Origin of the sequence: Bacillus sp. 205(2023) (assembly GCF_037027485.1) — a bacterium.
Taxonomy (GTDB): Bacteria; Bacillota; Bacilli; order Bacillales; family Bacillaceae; genus Bacillus; species Bacillus halotolerans.
Genome location: NZ_JAXCHF010000001.1, coordinates 220,320 through 244,614 on the forward strand (window position 1 = coordinate 220,320; position 24,295 = coordinate 244,614).

General features: G+C 45.3%; 2 protein-coding genes. Both read left to right on the forward strand.

Translation table 11 applies throughout. The features are described from left to right. Positions 1-41: 41 nt before the first annotated feature. On the forward strand, positions 42-16,544 hold the full coding sequence (locus tag WA325_RS00905; RefSeq protein WP_336183390.1) for a non-ribosomal peptide synthetase: 16,503 nt from the start codon (positions 42-44) through the stop codon (positions 16,542-16,544). Between the two features lie 14 nt (positions 16,545-16,558). Next, positions 16,559-24,250: a beta-ketoacyl synthase N-terminal-like domain-containing protein gene (locus WA325_RS00910; RefSeq protein ID WP_336183073.1), complete on the forward strand. Its 7,692-nt coding sequence runs from the start codon at positions 16,559-16,561 to the stop codon at positions 24,248-24,250. Positions 24,251-24,295: the final 45 nt, after the last annotated feature.

Consider the following 24,295-nt stretch of genomic DNA (forward strand, 5'->3'; position numbering starts at 1 on the left):
GAGAATTAACGATTACTGAGGTAGAAAAACATCTTCAAAGTATGAAGCGTCAGTTGAATAGCCCGCTTTCAGAAGGTCAAAAAGGGTTATGGATGCTTCAAAAAATGTCTCCTGATATGGGTGCTTATAATATTCCTTTATGCTTTCGCATCAGCAAAAAATTACATGTCGAGACGTTCAAGCAAGCCCTTCTGTTTGTACAGAAACAATATCCTGTTTTAACGAGTGTGATTCAAGAGGAAAATGGCATTCCATTTCAAACGGTGCAGCCGTTGCAGGCTCTTCATTTTGAGGAAGCGGATATCTCAGCTATGCATTCAGCTGAGGTATTGCCCTACCTAAAAGAAAAAGCTAAAGAACCTTTTCATCTGGAAACTGGTCCGTTAATGCGCACATATCTGTTTCATCAGTCAAACGAGGTATGCATTGTGCTTATCACGGTTCATCATATTATATTTGACGGTGTGTCAATGCTGACATTTATATCGACGCTTTTAGAGGCGTATCAACAATTGCTGCGAGGAGAAGAGCTGGTGCTGCAGACTTTACCGGCCGATTATCCTGACTTTGTTGACTGGGAAAATCGTATGCTGGGCGCTAGAGAAGGGGCTGAGCACCTTGCTTATTGGAAAGAGCAGCTGTCCGGGACGCTGCCTATTCTTGAGCTGCCGGCCGACCGTCCCCGTCCTTCAGCACAAAAATATAAGGGGCAAGCTTACAAAAGCTTGCTCCCTCATAACCTGAGCAAGCAAATAAAGTCGTTAGCCCGTTCTCATTATGTGAACGAATCTGTTGTGTACCTTTCTATTTATAAAGTGCTGCTGCATCACTATACAAAACAAAAGGACATCATTGTCGGAGTCCCGACAATGGGGCGGCCTGAAGACGGTTTTGAATCGATCATCGGGTACTTTATTAATATGATGGCTGTTCGGAGTAAAGAGCTAGGAACCCAAACATTTCATGAGTTCCTTCGAGACCTGCAGCTGACAGTGGCAGACGGACTTGACCATGCGGCATACCCGTTTCCGGCACTGGTAAGAGAACTGAATGTAGACCGCTCAGCAGCGGATTCTCCGATTTTTCAAACAGCCTTTCTCTACCAGAATTTCTTTCAGACAGCAGGCTTACAAAAAATGCTGGAACCATATCAAGCTCTTGGCATCAAATATATCGAAGACATTCGGCAAGAAGGGGAATTCGAGCTGGCGCTGGAAGTGTATGAACAAGAAAACGAAACAGTGCTTCATCTTCTGTATAACCCTGATATATATGAATTATCTACCATTGAAAGAATGATGGAGAACTACATCAAACTCACTGAAAACATCATTAACGATCCGTCTTTATCACTTGAAACATACTCTTTACAGTTAGATCAGGAACAAATCAGCTTGTTCGAGCAATGGAATGCGACAAAGACAAATGACTCCAAAGACAAGTGCATACATGAGATTTTTGAGGAAAAAGCGAAAAAAACCCCCGATGCGATAGCGGTCGTATTCGAAGAGGAGACTCTTACATATAAGGAATTAGATCAAAAAAGCACATCGCTGGCCATTTATCTTCAAGCACAGGGGGCTGGACCGGAACGCCCGGTAGGGATTTGTACAGAGCGTTCGTTTGATATGCTGATCGGAATTTTAGGGATTCTGAAAGCCGGCGGAGCGTATGTGCCTCTAGATCCGAACTTCCCTCAAGAACGATTAGCGTACATGCTCAAAGACAGTGAAGCGTCCATTGTCCTTACACAATCTAAAGCTCATGACAAAGTAAACAAATTAACTGATGACCATGTAAAAGTCATCAATATCGATTTGGCTTGCAGTCACACGGACACTGCTCAGCAAAAAAGTGAATTGAAACGAGAAGTCAAACCCCATCATCTCGCTTATATCATTTACACCTCGGGCAGTACCGGACAGCCCAAAGGAGTCATGGTAGAGCATCAGAGCATTATGAATACGCTGAATTTTCTTGAATCCCAGTATCCTGTCACTGCTGAGGACGCTTATTTATTAAAGACGAACTATGTTTTCGACGTATCCATATCGGAATTATTCGGCTGGTTTATCGGAAATGGCCGACTTATTATTCTTCCGCCAGATGGAGAGAAATCACCGCAGCAGTGCATGGATGTGATTGAAAAATATCAAGTGACCCATGTTAATTTTGTTCCTGCCATGCTGCATGTATTTTTAGAAACGGCGAAAGACAACAGGAGATTTACTGAAGAAGGACCAATCAAATACATGATGGTTGCAGGAGAAGCCTTTCCTAAGGAATTGGTGAAAAAGGCAGTATCGATCTTTAAAAACTGCCGTGTTGAAAATATTTACGGACCAACAGAAGCCTCCATTTACGCGACTTATTTTGGATGCGGAACAGGAGATATCGCCAGTCATCATACGCCAATCGGCAAGCCTGTATCCAATACGAAGATTTATATCGTGGACCAGCATCTGAAGCCTGTTCCGATCGGAAAACCTGGTGAGCTTTGTATCGCAGGCGACGGATTGGCAAGGGGCTATTATAACCAGCCCGGCCTGGCAGCGGAAACATTTATTGACAATCCGTTTGAATCTGGGACCAAGCTTTATAGATCCGGTGATTCAGCAAGATGGCTGCCTGACGGCAATATTGAATATTTAGGCCGTATTGACAGCCAGGTTAAAATTCGAGGTTTCCGAATTGAATTAGGTGCAATAGAAACGAAACTGAGTGAATATCCGGGCATTTTAGATCAGGCAGTAGTGGTCAAACAGCTGGAAGGACATAAAAAGCTGGCTGCATATTATACGGAGCAAAATGGACATCAGCCTATCGATCCAAACGATTTGCGACGCTGCCTGAAATCCAGCCTGCCGGAATATATGATACCTGCGCACTTTATCCGCCTGGATGAGATGCCGTTAACACCAAGCGGGAAAGTGAACCGCAAGGAATTGGAACATCGGAAGGTCATTTTAAATAATAGAAAAACACAACACTTACAGTTATCAGAAGTAGAAGGCAAAGTGCAGCTCATTTGGGAGGATATGCTGAAAGTCAGCGGTTTTGGGCCAGAGGACGGATTTTTCGATGTGGGAGGCGATTCACTTCTTGCCGTGGCCGTGGCGGAACGAATCCAAAAAGAATTTGACTGTGAATTCAGTGTAACGGAGCTGTTCGAGTACGCCAATATCAGGGCCATCAGCCAATATATTATTGAAATGAAAAACACAGCGGCGGCCATACCTCAAAATGAAAGCAAGCAGAATGTGACGAGGGTGAAACAAACGGAACAGACGGAACAGACGGAACAGACGGAACAGCAAGCGCTGCCGCCGTATTTTGAAGACAGTATTGCCATTGTGGGAATCTCCTGCCAGTTTCCGGGGGCGAAAAATCATCATGAGTTCTGGAATCAAATCAAAGAAGGCAAGGAAAGTATTCAATTTTTTTCAAAAGAAGAACTGCGAGAAAATGGAGTGCCTGAAGAATTAATTCAACATCCTGATTACGTTCCTGTGCAATCTGTGATTGAGGGAAAAGATTTGTTTGACCCAGGTTTCTTTCAGATCTCTCCGAAAGATGCTGAGTTTATGGATCCTCAGCTTCGTCTCTTATTGCTGCATTCATGGAAAGCAATTGAGGATGCGGGTTATGTGGCAAAAGAAATTCCGGAAACAAGTGTGTATATGTCTGCAAGCAACAATTCCTACAGAACGTTATTGCCGAAGGAGAGAACAGAAGGTCATGAATCTCCGGATGGCTATGTCTCATGGGTATTAGCCCAAAGCGGAACGATCCCGACGATGATCTCGCACAAGCTCGGATTAAAGGGGCCAAGCTACTTTGTTCATTCCAATTGTTCTTCTTCACTAGTAGGTTTGTATCAAGCGTACAAAAGCCTAACAGCTGGTGAATCTGAATACGCGCTTGTTGGAGGCGCAACCTTGCACGCGCAGTCAGGAATAGGCTATGTGCATCAAAACGGATTGAATTTTTCAAGTGACGGGCATGTTAAGGCATTTGACGCCGCCGCTGACGGAATGGCAGGAGGAGAAGGTGTAGCTGTCGTCCTATTGAAAAAAGCTGTGGATGCGGTAAGAGACGGAGACCATATTTACGCCATCATGCGCGGAATAGGAATCAATAATGACGGAGCTGATAAGGCCGGCTTTTATGCTCCTAGCGTAAAAGGCCAAACAGAGGTCATACAGAGCGTATTGGACGAAACCGATATCCATCCTGAAACGATCAGCTACATTGAAGCACACGGTACAGGGACTAAATTAGGCGACCCTATTGAAATTTCTGCCTTAAACAAAGTGTACAAGCAATACACGGACAAAATACAATTTTGCGGAATCGGTTCGGTGAAAACCAATATCGGACATTTGGATACTGCCGCAGGGTTAGCCGGCTGCATTAAGGTTGCCATGAGCTTATCTCATAACGAACTTGCGCCAACTATCAACTGCCAGGAGCCGAATCCGAATATTCACTTTGACAGCTCTCCATTTTATGTTGTCCGCGAACGAAAATTATTACAGAAAAATCAAGGTGTACATCGGGCAGCTCTGAGCTCGTTTGGGCTTGGCGGAACGAACGCTCATGCCATATTTGAACAATATGAAAATGCCCAAGATACAAGAGCGGATAACGAAGGAAATCCTCCGTACCTCATTCCGGTATCGGCAAAGAACAGGGAGCGGCTGCAAGCATATGTAAAGGAACTGCTGACATTTGTCAGTCAAAATGATCTGACACAACACTCTTTAAGGGATTTGGCATACACCTTCCAGATCGGCAGGGAGGCGATGGACACAAGAGTTATTTTTATGGCGAGCGATTTGGAAGAATGGAAGCTGCAGCTGGAGCGTTTTGTGAATGGACAACCGTTGACAGAAGGCTGTATTCAAGGAGAAAAAACGCGAGTGAAATCCGCTGATCTCTTGCTTGGGGATGAGGAAACAGAAGAACTGGTTGCATCATGGATGTCCAAAGGCAAACTGAAAAAGCTTGCCGAAGTGTGGGCCAAAGGTTTTCAGGTTGAATGGCGCCATCTTTACCCGAATGCGAAGCCGCGCCGTATGAGTCTGCCGACATATCCTTTTGCTGAAGAACGGTATTGGCCTGACATCAGCACGGGCAATCGTAAAACAGCTGAATCACGCTTGCATCCTTTGGTGCACCAGAATACATCTGTTTTATCGGAGCAGCGGTTCAGCTCCAGCTTCACAGGACAGGAGTATTTTATTGCTGAGCATATCATTAAAGGGATGGCGATTTTGCCTGCAGCTGTCACGCTTGAAATGGCAAGAGCCGCTATAGAACAAGGAATTGGCGGTTTAGATGATGAGGAATCCGGAATCCGCCTGAAACATGTGGTTTGGATGCGTCCGGTTGTAGCGGGAGATGAGCCGGTTACAGTAAACATCGGACTCTATGATGAAGACGGCGGACATATTCTTTATCGGATGTATGGTGAACCGGAATCCGCTGATGCAGACCCAATTGTATATAACCAGGGCATAGCGGAATTATTTCAGCCAAAGCATGCGGAGGTATTGGATCTAGAGGCGATAAAGAATCAATGTAATCAAGGCTTGATGGACACCTCCTTATTTTATGAAGGCATGATCGGAGCCGATTACGGTCCCGGATACAAGAGTGTGGAGACCGTTTATAAAGGAGACGGCCAGCTGCTTGCAAAATTATCGCTGCCGGGATCTGTCTCTCATACAGCAGCCGATTATGCTCTTCATCCAAGTTTATTGGATGGAGCGTTACAGGCGGCTGAATATCTGCAAAACGTCACCAGGGCGGAGCTTTCTGACAGTGAAGACTTTAAAGCTGCACTGCCATTTGCTTTAGAAGAGCTTGAAGTCTTTCATGAATGCGTTTCTGATATGTGGGTTTATGTTCAATTCAATTCAAAAAATAAACCGGGCGATCTGATACAGAAAGTTGATATTGATCTATGTGATGAGCATGGCAGCGTTTGTATACGGATGAAGGGGTTTTCGACGAGAGTGATGGAGGCTGACATACAAACAGAATCATCACATTCAGAAACCTTATTGCTTCAGCCCGTTTGGAAAGAACAAAAGGCTGGCGGAAAAGCGGATAAAGAATATGCAGAGCATCTCGTGTTCCTCTGTGAATGTGATCAGGACATGAGAAAAAAGATCGAAGCAGAAATGGAGCATGTCCATGTCTTCATCCTGGAAGCAAGGCCTGCTTCAGTGGATGGGCGTTTTCATTCGTATACGGAACAGGTGTTTAGAAAAGTGCAAGCGCTGATTCGCGAGAAACCGAAAGGAGATATTCTGATTCAGATCGTGACCTCCGCAGAAGGCGAGCAGCAATTGTTTTCTGGATTGACAGGGCTGCTGAAAACGGCCGAGTTAGAAACGGCTAAGCTGACCGGACAAATGATTGAAATCAGCAGTGAAGAAAGCGGGGAAAGTATCGCCCGCAAACTGAAAGAAAATCAAATAAGCAGCGGCACCCATATCAGATATCAAAACGGTACACGATTTATTGCAGATTGGAGTGAAATGAAAGCGGCAAGCCGTAACATCAGCATGCCGTGGAAAGACGGCGGCGTTTATCTCATCACAGGCGGTGCCGGTGGCTTAGGCCTTATGTTCGCAAAAGAAATTGCTGAACAAACGAAAAATGCGACAGTCGTTCTGACGGGCCGTTCACCTCTGAATGATAATAAAAGAGGGAAGATTGAAGAGCTTCGCGCCATAGGGGCCGAGATCACCTATCAGCAAATGGATGTTGCCGATAAAATCGCAGTGTACCAGTTAATGAACAATATCCAGAAAGAACATGGCCGTCTTGATGGCATTCTTCATAGCGCGGGAATTATTAAAGATAGCTATTTGGCCAAGAAATCAGCAGAAGATTTGCATGACGTGCTGGCACCTAAAGTAAAAGGACTCGTTCACCTGGATGAAGCCAGCAAGGATTTGGCATTGGATGTTTTCATTCTCTTTTCATCTCTTTCGGGAAGTTTAGGCAGCATTGGTCAGGCTGACTATGCGGCAGCCAATGTATTTATGGATATGTATGCCGGATACCGCAGTACGCTAGCCGAACACGGTCAGCGGCATGGCAAAACGCTTTCTGTAAACTGGCCATTATGGAAAGAGGGCGGCATGAAGGTCGATCGTGAAACGGAGAAAAGACTTGTGCAGCTGGCCGGAATTGTTCCTCTGGAAGCAAAACAAGGCATACAGGCTTTTTATCAAGCGTTCAATAGTGAGGCAAGCCAGGTCATGGTGATGGAAGGCAACGTTCAGAAGATAAAACAAAACATGCTGTCAAAAACAGCCTCAGCACCTATTGAAAAGAGGGAAACAGAAAGCATGACTGAACCGGCAAAGAGCATTGACACAGGGAGTTTGCTGGATAAAGTAAAGGCGATGTTAAAGCGGGAGGTCGCCAAGCTATTAAAGGTTCCATTTGAAACGATTGATGACCATGCCGAAATGACGGTGTATGGGTTTGACTCCATTTCTATGACTGAATTCACCAACCATATCAATCGGGCATATAAACTGGCGCTGACGCCAACCGTCTTTTTTGACCATCCGACGATCCATGAGTTCGGCAAGCATTTGTCAGAAGAATATCAAGCGGTATTTGCGAAAACATTTGCTGTACGGACCAGGTCTAAGGTTCAGGCTCAGCCTGCATTTGAACAGGATAAAACCATACATGTCACCTCAAAAAGACGCCGAAAGAAGCCGGTTATGCTGCCGGCAACCATACAGAGTGAATCCGGTCCCGAGCCAATCGCAATCGTCGGAATAAGCGGCATTTTTCCTATGGCAAAAGATGTGGATGCCTACTGGAAGAACTTAAAAGAAGGCAAGGACTGCATGACGGAAATTCCGAAAGACCGCTGGGATTGGCGCGAATATGAAGGGGACCCTGCGAAGGAAGCCAATAAAACGAATGTAAGATGGGGAGGTTTTATTGACGGCATTGCGGAATTCGACCCATTATTCTTTGGCATTTCCCCGCGTGAAGCTGAACAAATGGAGCCACAGCAACGCTTATTATTGACTTACGCATGGAAAGCGATTGAAGATGCAGGGTATTCGGCAAAAAGTCTGTCAGGTACAAAAACAGGCGTATTCATCGGAACGGGTAATACAGGATACAGTTCTCTTTTATCTAAAGCGAACTCGGCAATAGAAGGGTCAGCGGCAGCTAACACGAGCCCGTCAGTCGGTCCGAATCGTGTCAGTTATTTCCTTAATCTGCATGGGCCGAGTGAACCTATTGATACGGCATGCTCCAGTTCATTGGTAGCGATCCATCACGCCATTTCCTCAATCGAGGAAGGCACTTGTGACATGGCATTAGCCGGCGGCGTTAATACGATTATTCTGCCTGAGGTGTATATCAGCTTTGATAAAGCGGGTGCCCTGAGCAAAGAAGGCAAATGCAAGACGTTCTCAAATCGAGCTGATGGTTTTGCTCATGGGGAAGGAGCCGGCATACTGTTTCTGAAGAAGTTAAAAGCGGCCGAGGAAGCGGGAGACCATATTTATGGAGTGATAAAAGGAAGCGCAGTGAACCACGGGGGGCGTGCGGCGTCTTTAACGACGCCTAATCCGAAGGCCCAGGCGGAAGTCATTCAAACGGCATTCCAAAAGGCGGGAATCGATCCCAAAACGGTGACGTACATTGAGGCGCACGGAACAGGTACGGAGCTTGGAGATCCGGTTGAAATTAACGGATTGAAAGCGGCTTTTAAAGGGCTGGGTGTAAAAGAAGGAGACACTTCAGCTAATCATTATTGCGGCCTCGGTTCAGCGAAGACAAACATCGGTCATTTATCGCTTGCAGCCGGTGCAGCAGGAATTATTAAAATTTTAATGCAGCTTAAACACAAAACCTTAGTGAAAAGTCTCCATTGCGAGACTGTCAATCCGTATATTCAGCTTGAAAACAGCCCATTTTATATCGTTCGGGAAACAGAAGAATGGAAAGCGCTACAGAATGAGCAGGGGCAGGAGCTGCCTCGCCGTGCAGGCGTCAGTTCATTTGGTATCGGCGGGGTAAATGCCCACGTGCTCATCGAGGAATATATTCCGAAGACGGACGCTGGCAACATACCGTCGATCACTTCTGAGCATCCAGGTATTTTCGTCCTATCAGCTAAAAATGAAGCAAGACTAAAAGAATACGCACAGCAGCTGGCTGAAGCGTTAGACCAGCATATTTACAAAGACGAAGATCTCGCAAATATTGCTTATACGCTGCAAGCCGGGCGAGACGCGATGGAAGAACGGCTGGGGATCATTTCCGGGTCAATTGAGGATTTGCAAGACAAGCTAAAAGACTATGCAGCCGGCAAAAATAATGTGGAGGATGTATATAGAGGGCGGATTGATAAAGGAACGCTGCAAATGCTGACGGAAGATGAAGAAATTCAAGAAGCGGTTGAAAAATGGATGGAGCGCGGAAAGTATGCAAAACTGCTGGAATTATGGGTGAAAGGGCTTGATGTGGACTGGGCGAAGCTGTATGGCGAGAATGAGCCGCATCGCATCAGCTTGCCGACATATCCGTTTGCGAAAGACCGTTACTGGATTTCTGATTATGTCGCAAAAAGGGGAAGCTTTGCAGCCGACAAAAAAGCACCTCACATCAGCGCATCTGTGTTACATCCATTAATGCATCAAAACACTTCGAATCTCTCGGAACAGCGGTTTAGCTCAATCTATACGGGAGAAGAGTTTTTCCTTGCAGATCATGTTGTCAAAGGCCAACGGATCTTGCCGGGAGTGGCCCATCTTGAAATGGCGCGGGCTGCCATTGAGCAGGCTGCAGAGGTACAAAACGGTCAGTATAGCATTACGCTCAAAAACACAGTGTGGGTGCGGCCAATTGTAGTCGGGGAGCAGCCGCTGCAAGTACACATCAGGCTTTTTCCGGAGGAGCATGGTGACATTACGTATGAAATCTACGGCAACCCGGAAACAGCTGGTGACAAACCAATTGTATACAGTCAGGGCGGGGCTGAATTACATCCTGCTGCGGATACGCCGGTCATTGATTTAGCATCCCTGCGCAAGAAGTGTCAGCAAACTCATTTCTCCGTAAACGAAGTATACGACACCTATAAAATGATTGGTTTTGACTACGGTCCAGCTTATCGCGGTGTAGAAAAGATTTATACAGCTGAACATTTTGTATTGGCAAGATTGTCATTGCATCCTTCTGTCTTAGATACAATTGGCCAATTCAGCATGCATCCGGGTCTGATGGACTCCGCTTTACAGGCATCCAGCATTTTGACAGGCGCAGGAGATAACCGGCTGACGCTGCCTTTTGCGGTTCAAGAGCTTGAAGTCTTCGGGACATGTTCCTCGAACATGTGGGTATACGCCAGATTCAGTGAAGGCAGCAAATTGACTGATAAGGTGCAAAAGCGGGATATCGATATCTTAGATGAGAACGGCAATGTTTGCGTACGGATAAAAGGTTTGTCATTCAGAGCGGCAGAAAGCGATCCTAGATCAGCAGAGTCTGACCAAACAATGGAAACTTTGATGTTTGAGGAAAAATGGATGTCTAAGGAGATCGACAAAGACGGTCCGGAACCAGAATATGAACGGCATATTATCATGCTTTGTGAAATGAACGGGCTCTCAAAAGACAGCATTGAATCAAAGCTCAAAGGAGCGGAATGTATAGTATTAGAGTCTTACCGGGAGGGTCTGGCAGAGCGATTCCAAGATTATGCCGAACAAGCGCTTGAGACGATACAGAGTATCCTCAAAAGCAAGCCGCAAGGCCATGTTCTGATCCAAATGCTTACCTCCGCGCAAAGAAAGCATTACTCTTTCTCAGGACTTTCGGCGCTCCTTAAAACGGCCGGGCTGGAGAATACAAAGCTGATCGGCCAGACGATTGAAATCGATACAAACGAAACTATGAATAGGATCGCAGACATAGTCCAAGAGAATAAAAGAAACACAGGAGATCAGCGCATTAAATATGAAAAAGGCAAACGGTACATCAATGAATTAAATGAAATTCATACGCCTGACCGTGAAATCAGATTGCCGTGGAGGGATAAGGGTGTGTACCTCATCACAGGCGGCGCAGGAGGACTTGGATTTATTTTTGCGAAAGAAATTGCAAGCCAAGTCAAACAGCCTGTTTTGATTCTTACAGGCAGGTCCGTGCTTAGCGCTGATCAGCAATTACAGCTTAGCGAACTGCAGCGTTTAGGTGCCCGTACAGAGTACAGACGGGTTGATGTGACTAAAACGGAGGCTGCGTCCGAGTTAATCACAAGGATCACAGCTGATTATGGCGACTTGCATGGCGTGATTCACAGTGCTGGACTGCTTAAAGACAACTATCTCATGAATAAAACAAATGAAGAACTTAAGCAGGTCCTCGCTCCTAAGGTAAAAGGGCTCGTAAATGTGGATGAGGCAACCGAGCATCTCGCGTTAGATTTCTTTATCCTTTTCTCTTCCATATCTAGTATCACTGGCAGCGCGGGACAGGCGGATTATGCAATGGCTAATGCATTTATGGACAGCTATGCCGCTTATCGTAATGCGCTTGTGACCGCCATGTACAGACACGGTCAAACATTGTCGATCAATTGGCCGCTGTGGAAAGAGGGCGGCATGCGTGTAAATAAAGAAACTGAAAAAATGACAATGAAAAATACGGGCGTTACGGCTATGCGAACCGAAACCGGCATTCAGGCACTTTATAAAGGATTGGCTTTTGGTAAAGATAACGTCATTGTCATGGAAGGTATCAGAGACATGATGAGAGAAAAGCTGTCTCAAAAGCAGCCTTCTGAGGATGTTCCGAATAAACCAGCACAAGAACCGGTGACCCAGAAAGCAATAATGGATCAAGGCAGCTTATTGGAACAAATACAAGACATTTTAAAGCAAGCAATCTCTCAATTGCTCAAAATCAAAACTGAAGAGATTGATCCGGATATGGAGTTTAATCAATATGGATTTGATTCAATCACTTTGACTGAATTCGCTAATATATTGAATGAACAATACAAGCTGGATCTGACCCCTACAATTTTCTTTGAGCATGCAACTGTTTCTGCCTTTGCCGCATATTTATCAGCAGAATATCAAGATACATTCTCGGCGCAATTTGCAGTACCTGTCAAGGAGGATATGCCTGTACAGCCTGCGGAAAAAGCCATGAAAGACATCAGGTTTTCAACCGAAAACCGTTTTGGCAAACCAAAGGAGCTGCCAGTGAAGAAGGCAGCCGAGCATGCGCCTGAGCCCGAACCTATTGCCATTGTAGGGATGAGCGGAGTTTTCCCAAAAGCAAAGGATGTTGAGGAGTACTGGATGAATTTGAAAGAAGGCACAGATTGTATAACAGAGGTTCCAAAAGACCGCTGGGATTGGCGTGAGTACTACGGAGACCCGCTAAAAGAAGCAAATAAAACGAACGTCAAATGGGGCGGTTTTATTGATGGAGTAGCGAACTTTGATCCGTTGTTCTTCGGCATTTCTCCGCTGGAGGCTGAGCAGATGGAGCCTCAGCAGCGTCTATTAATGACCTATGCTTGGAAAGCGATAGAAGAAGCGGGACATTCAGCCCAAAGCCTATCAGGAACCAAAACGGGCTTATTCATCGGTACTGGAAACACGGGATACAGCTCTCTTCTCTCAAATGTAGATATCGAAGGCTCAGCAGCTGCTAATATGAGTCCTTCTGCCGGACCGAATAGAGTCAGTTATTTTCTGAACATTCATGGACCGAGCGAACCGATTGACACGGCATGTTCAAGCTCATTGGTCGCCATTCATCATGCAGTTTGTGCAATTGAAGCTGGAAACTGTGAAATGGCGATCGCGGGAGGCGTCAACACGGTTGTAACACCGCAAGGCCACATTGCCTACGATAAAGCCGGGGCTCTGAGCAAAGAAGGAAAATGCAAAACGTTCTCTGATAAAGCCGATGGATTTGCGGTCAGTGAAGGTGCAGGCATTCTCTTCCTGAAAAAACTAAAGGCGGCGGAACGCGACGGCGATCATATTTACGGTGTGATCAAAGGAAGTGCGGTAAATCACGGAGGCCGCGCGAATTCTCTGACGACTCCTAATCCGAAGGCTCAGGCAGAAGTCGTAAAAACCGCTTATTTAAAGGCGGGAATCGATCCGAGAACCGTGACGTATATTGAAGCGCATGGAACCGGAACGGAACTTGGCGATCCGGTAGAAATTAACGGGCTGAAGGCTGCATTTAAAGAACTGTACGAGAAAACGGGAGATCCTTCTGTTCATGCCAGCCATTGCGGACTGGGTTCAGCGAAGACAAACATCGGCCATTTATCGCTCGCAGCCGGTGTAGCCGGTGTCATCAAAATCCTGTTGCAGCTAAAACACAAAACGCTGGTAAAAAGTCTGCACAGTGAGACGATCAATCCGTATATCAGGTTGGAAGACAGCCCATTTTATATCGTGCAGGAATCCAGAGAATGGAAATCACTGCGGGATGAAAACGGACGGGAGCTGCCTCGCCGAGCCGGAGTCAGTTCATTTGGCATAGGCGGTGTCAATGCCCATGTGGTTATTGAGGAATATATTCCAAAAGAAACTGCTCCTTCTGAACAAGCGCCAGCAGTGACATCACAGAATCCGGGCATCTTTATCTTGTCGGCAAAGGAAGAAGATCGCCTGAAGGACCAAGCACAGCAATTGGCGGATTTTATCAGCAAACATTCAATCTCAGATCGTGATCTCACTGATATTGCTTATACACTCCAAGAGGGGCGCGATGCAATGGAGGAGAGATTAGGGATTATCGCTGTCTCGGTTCAAGATTTACTGGAGAAACTGTACCTCTTTATAGAAGGACAAACAAATGCGACGAACATGTATAGAGGCAGGGCAAATAAAGGGATATTACAGACACTCAGGTCAGACGAAGACATTCAGAAAACACTCAAAAATGACTGGGAACCCGAAGTTTATACAAAACTGGTTGAATTATGGGTAGCAGGATTAAAAATAGATTGGAATAAAATGTATAACGGAAAACAGCCTAACCGCATCAGCTTGCCAACCTATCCATTTGCAAAAGAGCGCTACTGGATAACGGATATGAAAGAGGAGGCAATCACACAAAAGGCACCGACAAAAACTGTTGATACAGCAGTTTTGCACCCATTAGTACAAACCAACACTTCTGATTTGACAGAGCAGCGTTTCAGCTCAATCTTTACAGGCGCTGAGTTCTTTTTCAACGACCACAAGGTGAAGGGAAAGCCGGTCATGCCGGGGGTCGCGTATCTTGAGATGGTGCATGCAGCCATTTCGCAGGCAGTGCGAGGGCTCAAAGATCATCAATCTGTCATTCATATAAAAAATGTTGTTTGGGTGCAGCCGATTGTGGCGGATGGTCAGCCTGTCCAAGTGCATATCAGTCTTGATCCTCAGCACGATGGTGAAATTGCTTTTGAAATCTTTACAGAAGACGGTGAGGGCGCACGAAAGGTACACAGTCAGGGCAGTGTTGAGATAAGAGAAGCAGGAAACATTCCTTCTCATCATATCAGCGCGCTGCAATCGCAATGCAGTCAAAGCACACTTTCAAATGAACAGTGCTATGAGTTATTTAAAGCGATCGACATAGAATACGGGCTTGGTTTTCAAGGAATACAGCAGCTTTACATTGGCCGCAATCAAGCGTTGGCAGAGCTTTCGCTGCCGTCTGGTTTATCTCAAACGCTGAACGAATTTATTCTTCATCCAAGTATGACGGATTCTGCTTTGCAGGCGTCGATCGGGTTAAAGCTGAATTCCGGAGATGAACAGCTTTCATTGCCTTTTGCACTGCAGGAGCTTGAAGTATATAGCCCATGTACAGAAAACATGTGGGTCTCTGTCGCCTCGCGTCCAAACGAGGACAGAATACAAAGGCTGGATATTGATCTATGTAATGAACAAGGCCAGGTATGTGTAAGAATCAAGGGCATCTCCTCAAGAGTGATAGAAGAAGACATACAACGCCCTGAAAAAATAAAACTATCTGACAGCAAGGCGTCTCTTAATGGAGCGCTTCTAATGGCGCCGGTATGGGATCAAGTGCAAACGGAGAATAGCAGGATCATTCCGTCTGCTGATGAGCGTGTTGTCATTCTAGGTGGGGATGAAAACAGCAGAAACGCTGTACAAAGACAGTTCCCGCTTGCCAAAGAGCTGCACATCAAGCCGCATGATTCTATTCAACAGATGGCAAACCAGCTTGAAGCATTAGGGGCATTTGACCATATTGTGTGGATTTCTCCTTCTCATATTGCGGAGTGCGAAATCAGTGATGCCATGATTGAAGCCCAAAACCAAAGCGTTATTCAACTGTTCAGGCTCATTAAGGCGATGCTTTCTTTAGGCTATGGAGAGAAGACGATAAGCTGGACGGTCGTGACAGCGAATACGCAATGTGTTGATCAGCATGACATTGTCAATCCAATTGATGCCGGTCTTCATGGTCTGATCGGCTCGATGGCAAAAGAATATACAAATTGGCAGACAAAACTGATCGATGTAGATCGAAATGAGAATTGGCCGGTGGATGAAATCTTTTCCTTGCCATTCGACCAAGAGGGAAATACTTGGTCGTATCGGAACAAAACCTGGCACAAACAGCGTCTGATTCCTGTACGCAGCAATCAGCCTGTGCACACCAAGTATAAACACGGAGGCGTTTATGTTGTCATAGGCGGTGCGGGCGGAATTGGAGAAGCTTGGAGCGAATATATGATTCGAACATACCAAGCGCATGTTGTTTGGATTGGCAGAAGAACAAAAGATGCATCCATTCAAAGCAAGCTGGACAGACTTGCGCGTTTAGGGCCGGCTCCGGTTTATATCGAAGCTGATGCCGCAAACCGAGAGGACTTGAAACGCGCTTATGCAGCCATCAAACAAATACATCGGGAAATCAACGGTATCATTCATTCTGCCATTGTTTTGCAAGACCAAAGCCTGATGAATATGGACGAGGAACGTTTCAGAAATGTTCTTTCTGCAAAAGTGGATGTAAGTGTGCAAATGGCTCAAGTCTTCCAGAAAGAGCCGTTGGACTTTGCTTTGTTTTTCTCTTCCGTACAATCATTTGCAAGAGCTTCAGGACAGAGCAATTATGCTGCCGGCTGCAGCTTTAAGGATGCTTTTGCTCATCGGCTTTCACAAGTATGGCCTTGTACAGTAGCTGTGATCAATTGGAGTTATTGGGGCAGCATTGGTGTTGTTTCCTCACCTGATTATCAGCGAAGAATGGCGCAGGCGGGCATAGGCTCCATTGAAGCCCCTGAAGCGATGGAAGCGTTGGAACTGGTGCTCGGGGGGCCGCTGAAACAGCTTGTGATGATGAAGATGGCAGACTGCGAAACGGGCAATGACTTAGAACAGAATGACGAAACAATTGAGGTGTATCCGGAAACTCACAGCTCCGCCATTGAGAAACTGCGAAGCTATCGCCCGGGAGACAGCACAAAGATACAACAACTGTTATAGGAGGGGAAGCGCCAATGCGAAACACAGAAGACATTCTCTGTAAGATGCTGTTAGCACAATTGCAGTCCATAGGATTTTTCAAGGAAAATAAGCCCCAGCCGGTGCTGCAGAATTTCTATGGCAGATGGTTTGAGGAGAGCCTATCGATTTTGGAGCGGCATGGTTTTCTTCAACAAACGGCAAATGGATACGCCGTAACCCGCTCAACAGAGGACATAAATGAATTGTGGAACGAATGGGATGAAAAAAAAGCTGACTTGCTTCAAGACAGTAACATGAAAGCCATGGTGGTGTTAGTAGAGACTGCACTTAAAGCCTTGCCGGATATTCTGACCGGCAAGGCATCTGCCACCGATATCCTTTTTCCGAACTCATCTATGGAGTTAGTGGAAGGAATCTATAAAAACAATCAAGTCGCAGACTATTTTAACGATGTGCTGGCAGACACCTTGGCTGCCTTTATGCAGGAGCGTTTAAAGCAAGAGCATGAAGCAAGGATTCGTATACTAGAAATCGGAGCAGGAACAGGCGGTACAAGCGCGGCAGTTTTTCAAAAAATGAAACCCTATCAGTCGCATATAAAAGAATATTGCTATACAGATCTCTCCAAGGCGTTTTTACTGCATGCGGAAAAAACGTACGGTCCGGACAACCCTTATTTGACGTATAAGGTATTTAATGTGGAAGAGCCGGCGGCTGAACAACATATAGAAGCGGGCGGATATGATGTGGTTGTCGCTGCAAATGTGCTTCATGCGACGAAAAATATCCGGCAGACATTGAGAAATGCCAAAGCGGTTTTGAAGAAGAACGGCCTGCTCGTTCTGAATGAAATTAATGACCATAATATATATTCACACCTGACCTTTGGCTTGTTAGAGGGCTGGTGGCTGTATGAAGATCCCGATCTGCGTATCCCGGGCTGCCCTGGTTTATATCCAGAAACATGGAAAATGGTGCTTGAGAGTGAGGGCTTTCGTTATGTTTCCTTTATGGCTGAACAATCACATCAGCTCGGCCAGCAGATCATTGCAGCGGAAAGTGACGGAATCGTCCGTCAAAAAACGCGAACAGCAAAACCAGCAGAAGAAATTATAGATTACCATCTAGATGAACATCATTCTCAAACGAAGGATAGTGATGAGGATTCTCTTCTTGAACAAACGACACAATTTGTGAAACATACGTTAGCAAAATCAATAAAACTATCACCGGAGCGTATACATGCAGAAACAACGTTTGAGAAGTATGGAATCGATTCTATTTTGCAGGTGAATTTTATTCGTGAGTTAGAAAAACTGACGGGTGAGCTTCCGAAAACAATTTTATTTGAACACAGCAATACGAAAGAACTCGTCGATTTTCTGATAAAGGAGCATGAAGGGAAGCTGCGGACATCACTGCTGAAAGAAAAATCACAGCCCGCAAATAAAGAAACTTCTATTCAAGTGAAGCCAGTAAAATCTGAACAGCCGTTTACATATGAAACGCGCCGTTTTAGCGGAGACCAGCAGCTAATTAAAACTCAGCAAGCAAAGGCGAATCCAAAATCAGAAACCGAAACAGCGAAAAACATAAAGGCAATCCCTTCTCATAGAACTACACCGAATCATTACGGCACAGAAGATATTGCAATTATCGGCATAAGCGGACGTTATCCGATGTCTGAAAACGTAGAAGAGCTCTGGGAGCATTTAATAGCTGGGGATAATTGTATTACAGAGGCTCCGCAATCAAGATGGCGGACATCTTTAGTAAACACTTTGTCGAAAGAATCATTACAATCGGCAGATAAGAAGCGCTACGGCGGATTTTTAAAAGACGTACATGCGTTTGATCATCATCTTTTTGAAGCGGATCAGAATCAAGTAATGGAAATGACGCCGGAACTTCGTTTATTTTTAGAAACCGTCTGGGAAACTTTTGAGGACGGCGGCTATTCCCAAATCCGATTAAATGAACTGCAGGACAACGGAACGGGAGTAGGTGTCTTTGTTGGAAACATGTATAATCAGTATTTTTGGAATATCCCTTCATTAGAACAAGCGGTGCTGAGCTCTAATGGCGGAGACTGGCATATTGCAAATCGCGTTTCTCATTTTTTTAACCTGACAGGACCAAGTCTGGCTGTCAGCTCCGCATGCTCCAGTTCATTAAACGCAATCCATCTTGCATGTGAGAGTTTGAAACTGAAAAACTGTTCGATGGCAATAGCCGGCGGTGTCAATTTAACACTGGATCTCTCAAAATATGATGCACTGGAGCGCGCAAATCTTTTAGGGAACGGACATCAAAGCAAGAGCTTTGGAACAGGAAGCGGGCTTATTCCGGGTGAAGGTGTCGGAGCCGTCCTGCTAAAACCGCTCTCTAAGGCGATAGAAGATCACGACCATATTTATGCCGTCATCAAAAGCAGCTTTGCCAATCATAGCGGCGGAAGGCAGATGTATACAGCGCCAGACCCGAAGCAGCAAGCTGCATTAATCTCCAAGTCCATTCAGCAATCCGGCATTGATCCGGAAACAATCGGCTATATAGAATCTGCGGCAAATGGTTCAGCGTTAGGCGACCCGATTGAAGTAATCGCACTATCTAATGCATTTCAACAGTATACAAATAAGAAACAGTTTTGTGCGATAGGCTCTGTAAAATCGAATCTTGGACATTTGGAGGCGGCTTCCGGCATTTCTCAGCTCACGAAAGTTCTGTTGCAGATGAAAAAGGGGACGCTTGTGCCGACGATTAATGCAACCCCTGTCAATCCAAATATTAACCTGGAAAACACAGCATTTTATCTGCAAAAACGAACGGAGCCGTGGCAGCGGTTAAAAGATCCCGATACAGGAAAGCATCTGCCCAGAAGGAGCATGATTAATTCTTTCGGAGCGGGAGGGGCCTATGCGAATCTCATTATAGAAGAATTCATCGGCGCTGCATCTGAGCAGCAACATCCAGTGCCTCATCAGCAGGAATATCTGGCCGTTTTTTCTGCGAAAACGAAATGGAGCCTGCTCAGCTATCTCGAAAAACTGCGAGTGTTTTTAGAAAAAAAACCATCTTCTATTGGATCAGTTGTACGCTCACTGCACAGGATCAACCATGACTTAGAACATCGGGCTGTATTTTCGGTATCGTCGACGCAGGAATTGATTGAAAAACTAAAAATTTTCCAAAAAACAAAAGAAAGCTCACTCCAGGATGGTATCTATACATCCTTTGATTTACAATCAGATGCGATTTCTACGAATGCAGGGTCTGCTCATGAAGAAACAAGCTTAACTGCACAGCAATGGGCTGCGGGGGCTTCGATTCATTTTGACCATATACATCAAGGGAATGAAACTGGCTGGATCAATCTGCCTCACTATGCATTTGACCATCAAACAGTCTTTCAATTTGGTGCCCTGCCTTATGAAGAAGGGAAAAGGCATGATGAGCAAACGGTGAATCATCCGCTGATACAAGCTTCATTCGCATACGATGAGCCTTACGTTCAAGGCCATGTGTTCAACAAAGAACGGGTGCTCGTCGGTGCAACCTATGCAAGTCTTGCGATTGACGCATTTTTTGAAATGTTTCCTGAGGAAATCAGCGGCCGTATCAGTAAATTAAGTTATCTAAATCCTGTTGTCATAAACCAAGGGCAAACAATTGAAGTGAAAGCTGATCCTCTTCAGAAAGATCATGCAATCGATTTGCAAATCATGTATCGTGAGCGGGCATCTGAGACGTGGAAGCCTGCCGCAATCGGGCAATGCCAAAAAGATCATTTTGAAACAAAAAAAGTCAATATCGAAAGCGTAAAACGTTCGTTAACCGAGCTGGATCATATTGACCAAATGTATCAAACCATCGACGGCGGCGCTGAGTGGGGAGACTTGTATAAAACCATCACTCATCTGTACAGAGGCAATAATTCAATCCTTGCAAAAGTGCGTTTGTCTCAAAACGGCATGACAAATGCGCATCATTACACTGTCAGCCCATTGATTACAAACAGTGCTTACCTGGCAATTCTCAGTTTCATAGAACAATTAGACATAGAGGGGCATTTCTTGCCATTTGGAATCAACGATATTCAATTCACAAAAAATAAAATAAGAGAAGATTGCTGGCTTTTGATTACTTTCGTTAAGAATACCGGTGACATGCTGCTGTTTGACATAGATGTGATGAATGAAGCGTCAGAGACGGTGCTGCGCTATTCAGGTTACTCTTTAAAGCAATTCCGCTTAACAGATCGAGGAAGCAAAGAGGAAAATCAGGAAGTTCAAATACACGATATAAGAGACCGTATTCGAAGCTATATCACAGATAAACTGGCTGAGAAGACGGCCAATCCATCAAAACTGTCTCTTGCAAAAGTTCATATCATGGATTTAGGGATCGATTCTTCCCAATTGATTGCGTTGACAAGAGAGCTGGAATCAGAGACAAAGATTGAGCTAAACCCTACATTGTTTTTTGAATATCCGACTCTTCAAGAACTGGCCGATTTTTTTGCCGAAAAACATGAAAAATCCTTTGTTCAATTGCTTGGAGGGACCAAGCAACAGCAGAAATCCCCGAATATAAAAGAAAATAAAATAAAGCAAATGCAAACCTATGAAAGAAAGACGGATGAAACAAAAAAATATACGGCAGACGGTATAGCCATTATCGGCATGTCGGGGCAGTTTCCAAAAGCAAACAATGTAACGGAATTTTGGGATAACCTGATTCACGGGAGGAATTGTATTTCTGAAGTGCCGGAAGAACGCTGGGATTGGCGAAAATATACCGAAAATACTGATGGGAAGCAGTCAAGCCTCCAATGGGGCGGGTTTATAGAAGGCGTAGGTGAGTTTGACCCGCTGTTTTTCGGCATTTCACCGAAAGAAGCAGCGACAATGGATCCCCAGGAGTTTCTGCTTTTGACACATGCGTGGAAGGCGATGGAAGACGCCGGTATAACAGGCCAAGCCTTATCTAGCTGCCCGACAGGAGTTTTTGTCGCAGCCGGCAATACCGATGCGGCTGTGATTCCTTCCTTAATGCCAAACCGCATTTCCTATGCACTGAATGTAAAAGGGCCAAGTGAATATTATGAGGCGGCCTGTTCCTCAGCTCTTGTCGCTTTGCACAGAGCGATTCAATCCATTCGAAACGGCGAATGTGAGCAAGCCATTGTTGGCGCTGTGAACCTTCTGCTCTCACCAAAGGGCTTTATCGGCTTTGATTCAATGGGATATTTGAGTGCGGAAGGGAAAGCCAAGTCCTTTCAAGCAGAGGCGAATGGATTTGTTCGAAGTGAAGGTGCAGGGGTTCTCATCATTAAACCTTTACAAAAAGCCATTGAAGACTCTGATCATATTTATTCTGTCATTAAAGGGACAGGTGTCTCGCATGGCGGCAGGGGAATGTCACTGCACGCGCCTAATCCGGTCGGAATGAAGGATGCGATGAAGAAGGCTTACCAAGGGGCGCAAGTAGATCCGAAAACGGTGACTTATATAGAAGCGCACGGGATCGCCTCGCCAGTGGCTGATGCTATAGAAGTGGAAGCGTTGAAATCGGGATACAGACAGCTCGAATCGGAGCATTCACACCAACTGCAAGGAGAAATGCCTTGTTACATCAGCAGCTTAAAGCCGAGCATCGGGCATGGAGAACTGGTCTCAGGCATGGCTGCTCTTATGAAAGTCAGCATGGCGATGCAGCATAAAACAATACCTGGTATTCCCGGTTTTGATTCATTGAATGATCAGGTGTCAATAAAGGAAACGCGTTTCCGGATGATTGACGGAAACCAGCAGTGGGAAGAAATACAGGATGATGCAGGCAGAACGATACCACGCAGAGCAAGCATTAATAGCTATGGTTTTGGAGGAATAAACGCGCACATCATCTTAGAAGAATATGTTCCTTCTCATACAGAACCAGCAATTGAACATACAGATGAACCGCACATTGTGGTGCTTTCTGCAAAAAACCAAGACAGACTAAGAGCCGTTGTTCAACAGATGCTTGACTATGTAAAACAGCAAAAAGAACTGTCTTTACAAAATTACGCTTACACACTTCAAGTCGGACGAGAAGAGATGAGTGACCGGATGGCCTTGGTCATCCGCAGTAAGGATGAACTCGTACTCGGATTGGAAGAGTACTTAACAGCTGCGGAAAAAGCCGAAAAGCCGAAAAGCACTGTACCTTGCTTTATCGGAAATTCAGAAGAAGGCTTGTCAGATATCGGCGCCTTGCTTGAGGGAACATTGGGCGATATCGTGATGCAGACACTATTGTCTGAAAGCCGTCTTGAAAAGATCGCGTTTTGCTGGGCAAAAGGAGTGCAAATTCCATGGGAGCAGCTTCATCAAGGAAAAGGTGCGCGGAGAATCTCATTGCCCGCCTATCCGTTTGAAAAAAGAAATTGCTGGAATGGCTTTCTGTCACCAGAAATAGCACCTGCTTTTTCAAATGATGAGATTCCCCTTCACAAAAGAAACGATATTCAAATGATATCTGATGTATTGGGCATGACGCCTGAAGAATTAAATCCTCAAAAGGCATTACAAGATTACGGGTTTGATTCTATTGTTTGTATACAGTTATTGCAGCAATTGCAAGCAGAAGCTGGCCTGTCAATCAGCCTGGCAGAGCTGCAAACGTGTCAAACCGTGCAGAAGATGGTGGACTTGATAGCAACAAAACGGGAAAACACAGTACAAGACCAGTCAGTCCAGACTGTCAGCCGGTCATTTCCGGAATTAATACCGTTAAACGATGGCAAGCGGGGGCGCCCTGTATTTTGGTTTCATGGAGGAGTAGGCGGTGTAGAAATCTATACGCCATTTGCGAAGAAAAGCCAGCGTCCTTTTTACGGCATTCAAGCCAGGGGCTTTATGACAAATCATGCTCCTTTACACGGAATTGAACAAATGGCTTCCTATTATATAGACATTATGCGATCCGTACAGCCGGAAGGCCCTTATGATGTAGGCGGATATTCCTTAGGCGGACTGCTCGCATATGAAGTAACACGCCAGCTGCAAAGCCAGGGGCTTGCTGTAAAAAGCATGGTCATGATTGATTCCCCTTACAGTCCTGGACGTGAACAAAATGAGCCTTCTGTAAAAACATCAATGCTTCAAACGATAAATACGATGCTGGCATCTATTGTTCAGCCGGAAAAGCTTACAGACGTTCTCATCAGCCGTGAAGAGGTAGATGTTGACAGAGAGGAAGAGGAATTTTTAACTGAACTGATTGGTTTAGCAAGAAAGCGGGGATTAAACAAACCGGAGAAGAGAATACGGACTCAGCTTAACCAAATGGTCAAAGCTCAGCATGCTTATGAATTTGAGGCGTACACTGTGCAGCCGCTTGTGGATCCTGAAGCGGTAAAATGTTATTATTTCCGCAATAAAAGCAGGTCATTCCTTGGAGACTTGGACATTTACTTTGCCATTTCAAATGAAAAAATACCGTTGGATGATACTGCCTACTGGGAGGAATGGGAGCGGCAAATCCCTCAATTCCATCTGGTGGATGTCGATTCCAGCAATCATATAATGATGTTAACAGAATCTAAAGCGTCCAGCGCCATGCTGGAGTTTTGTGAAAAACTATACTCAAACAGAGGCGTAGTAAACGCGAATTTCCTTAAGGCTTTTCGCAAAAAACATGAAGCCAGCGAAGAAAACGCTGATGAATTGGTAAAACGCTGAGGAAATATAAAATCCCCCTTTAAAAGGGGGATTTTTATCTGCTGG

Coding starts and splice junctions, on each gene's coding strand:
- WA325_RS00905 (WP_336183390.1), top strand. CDS start 42: ATGAAGCGTCAGTTGAATAGCCCGCTTTCAGAAGGTCAAAAAGGGTTA.
- WA325_RS00910 (WP_336183073.1), top strand. CDS start 16,559: ATGCGAAACACAGAAGACATTCTCTGTAAGATGCTGTTAGCACAATTG.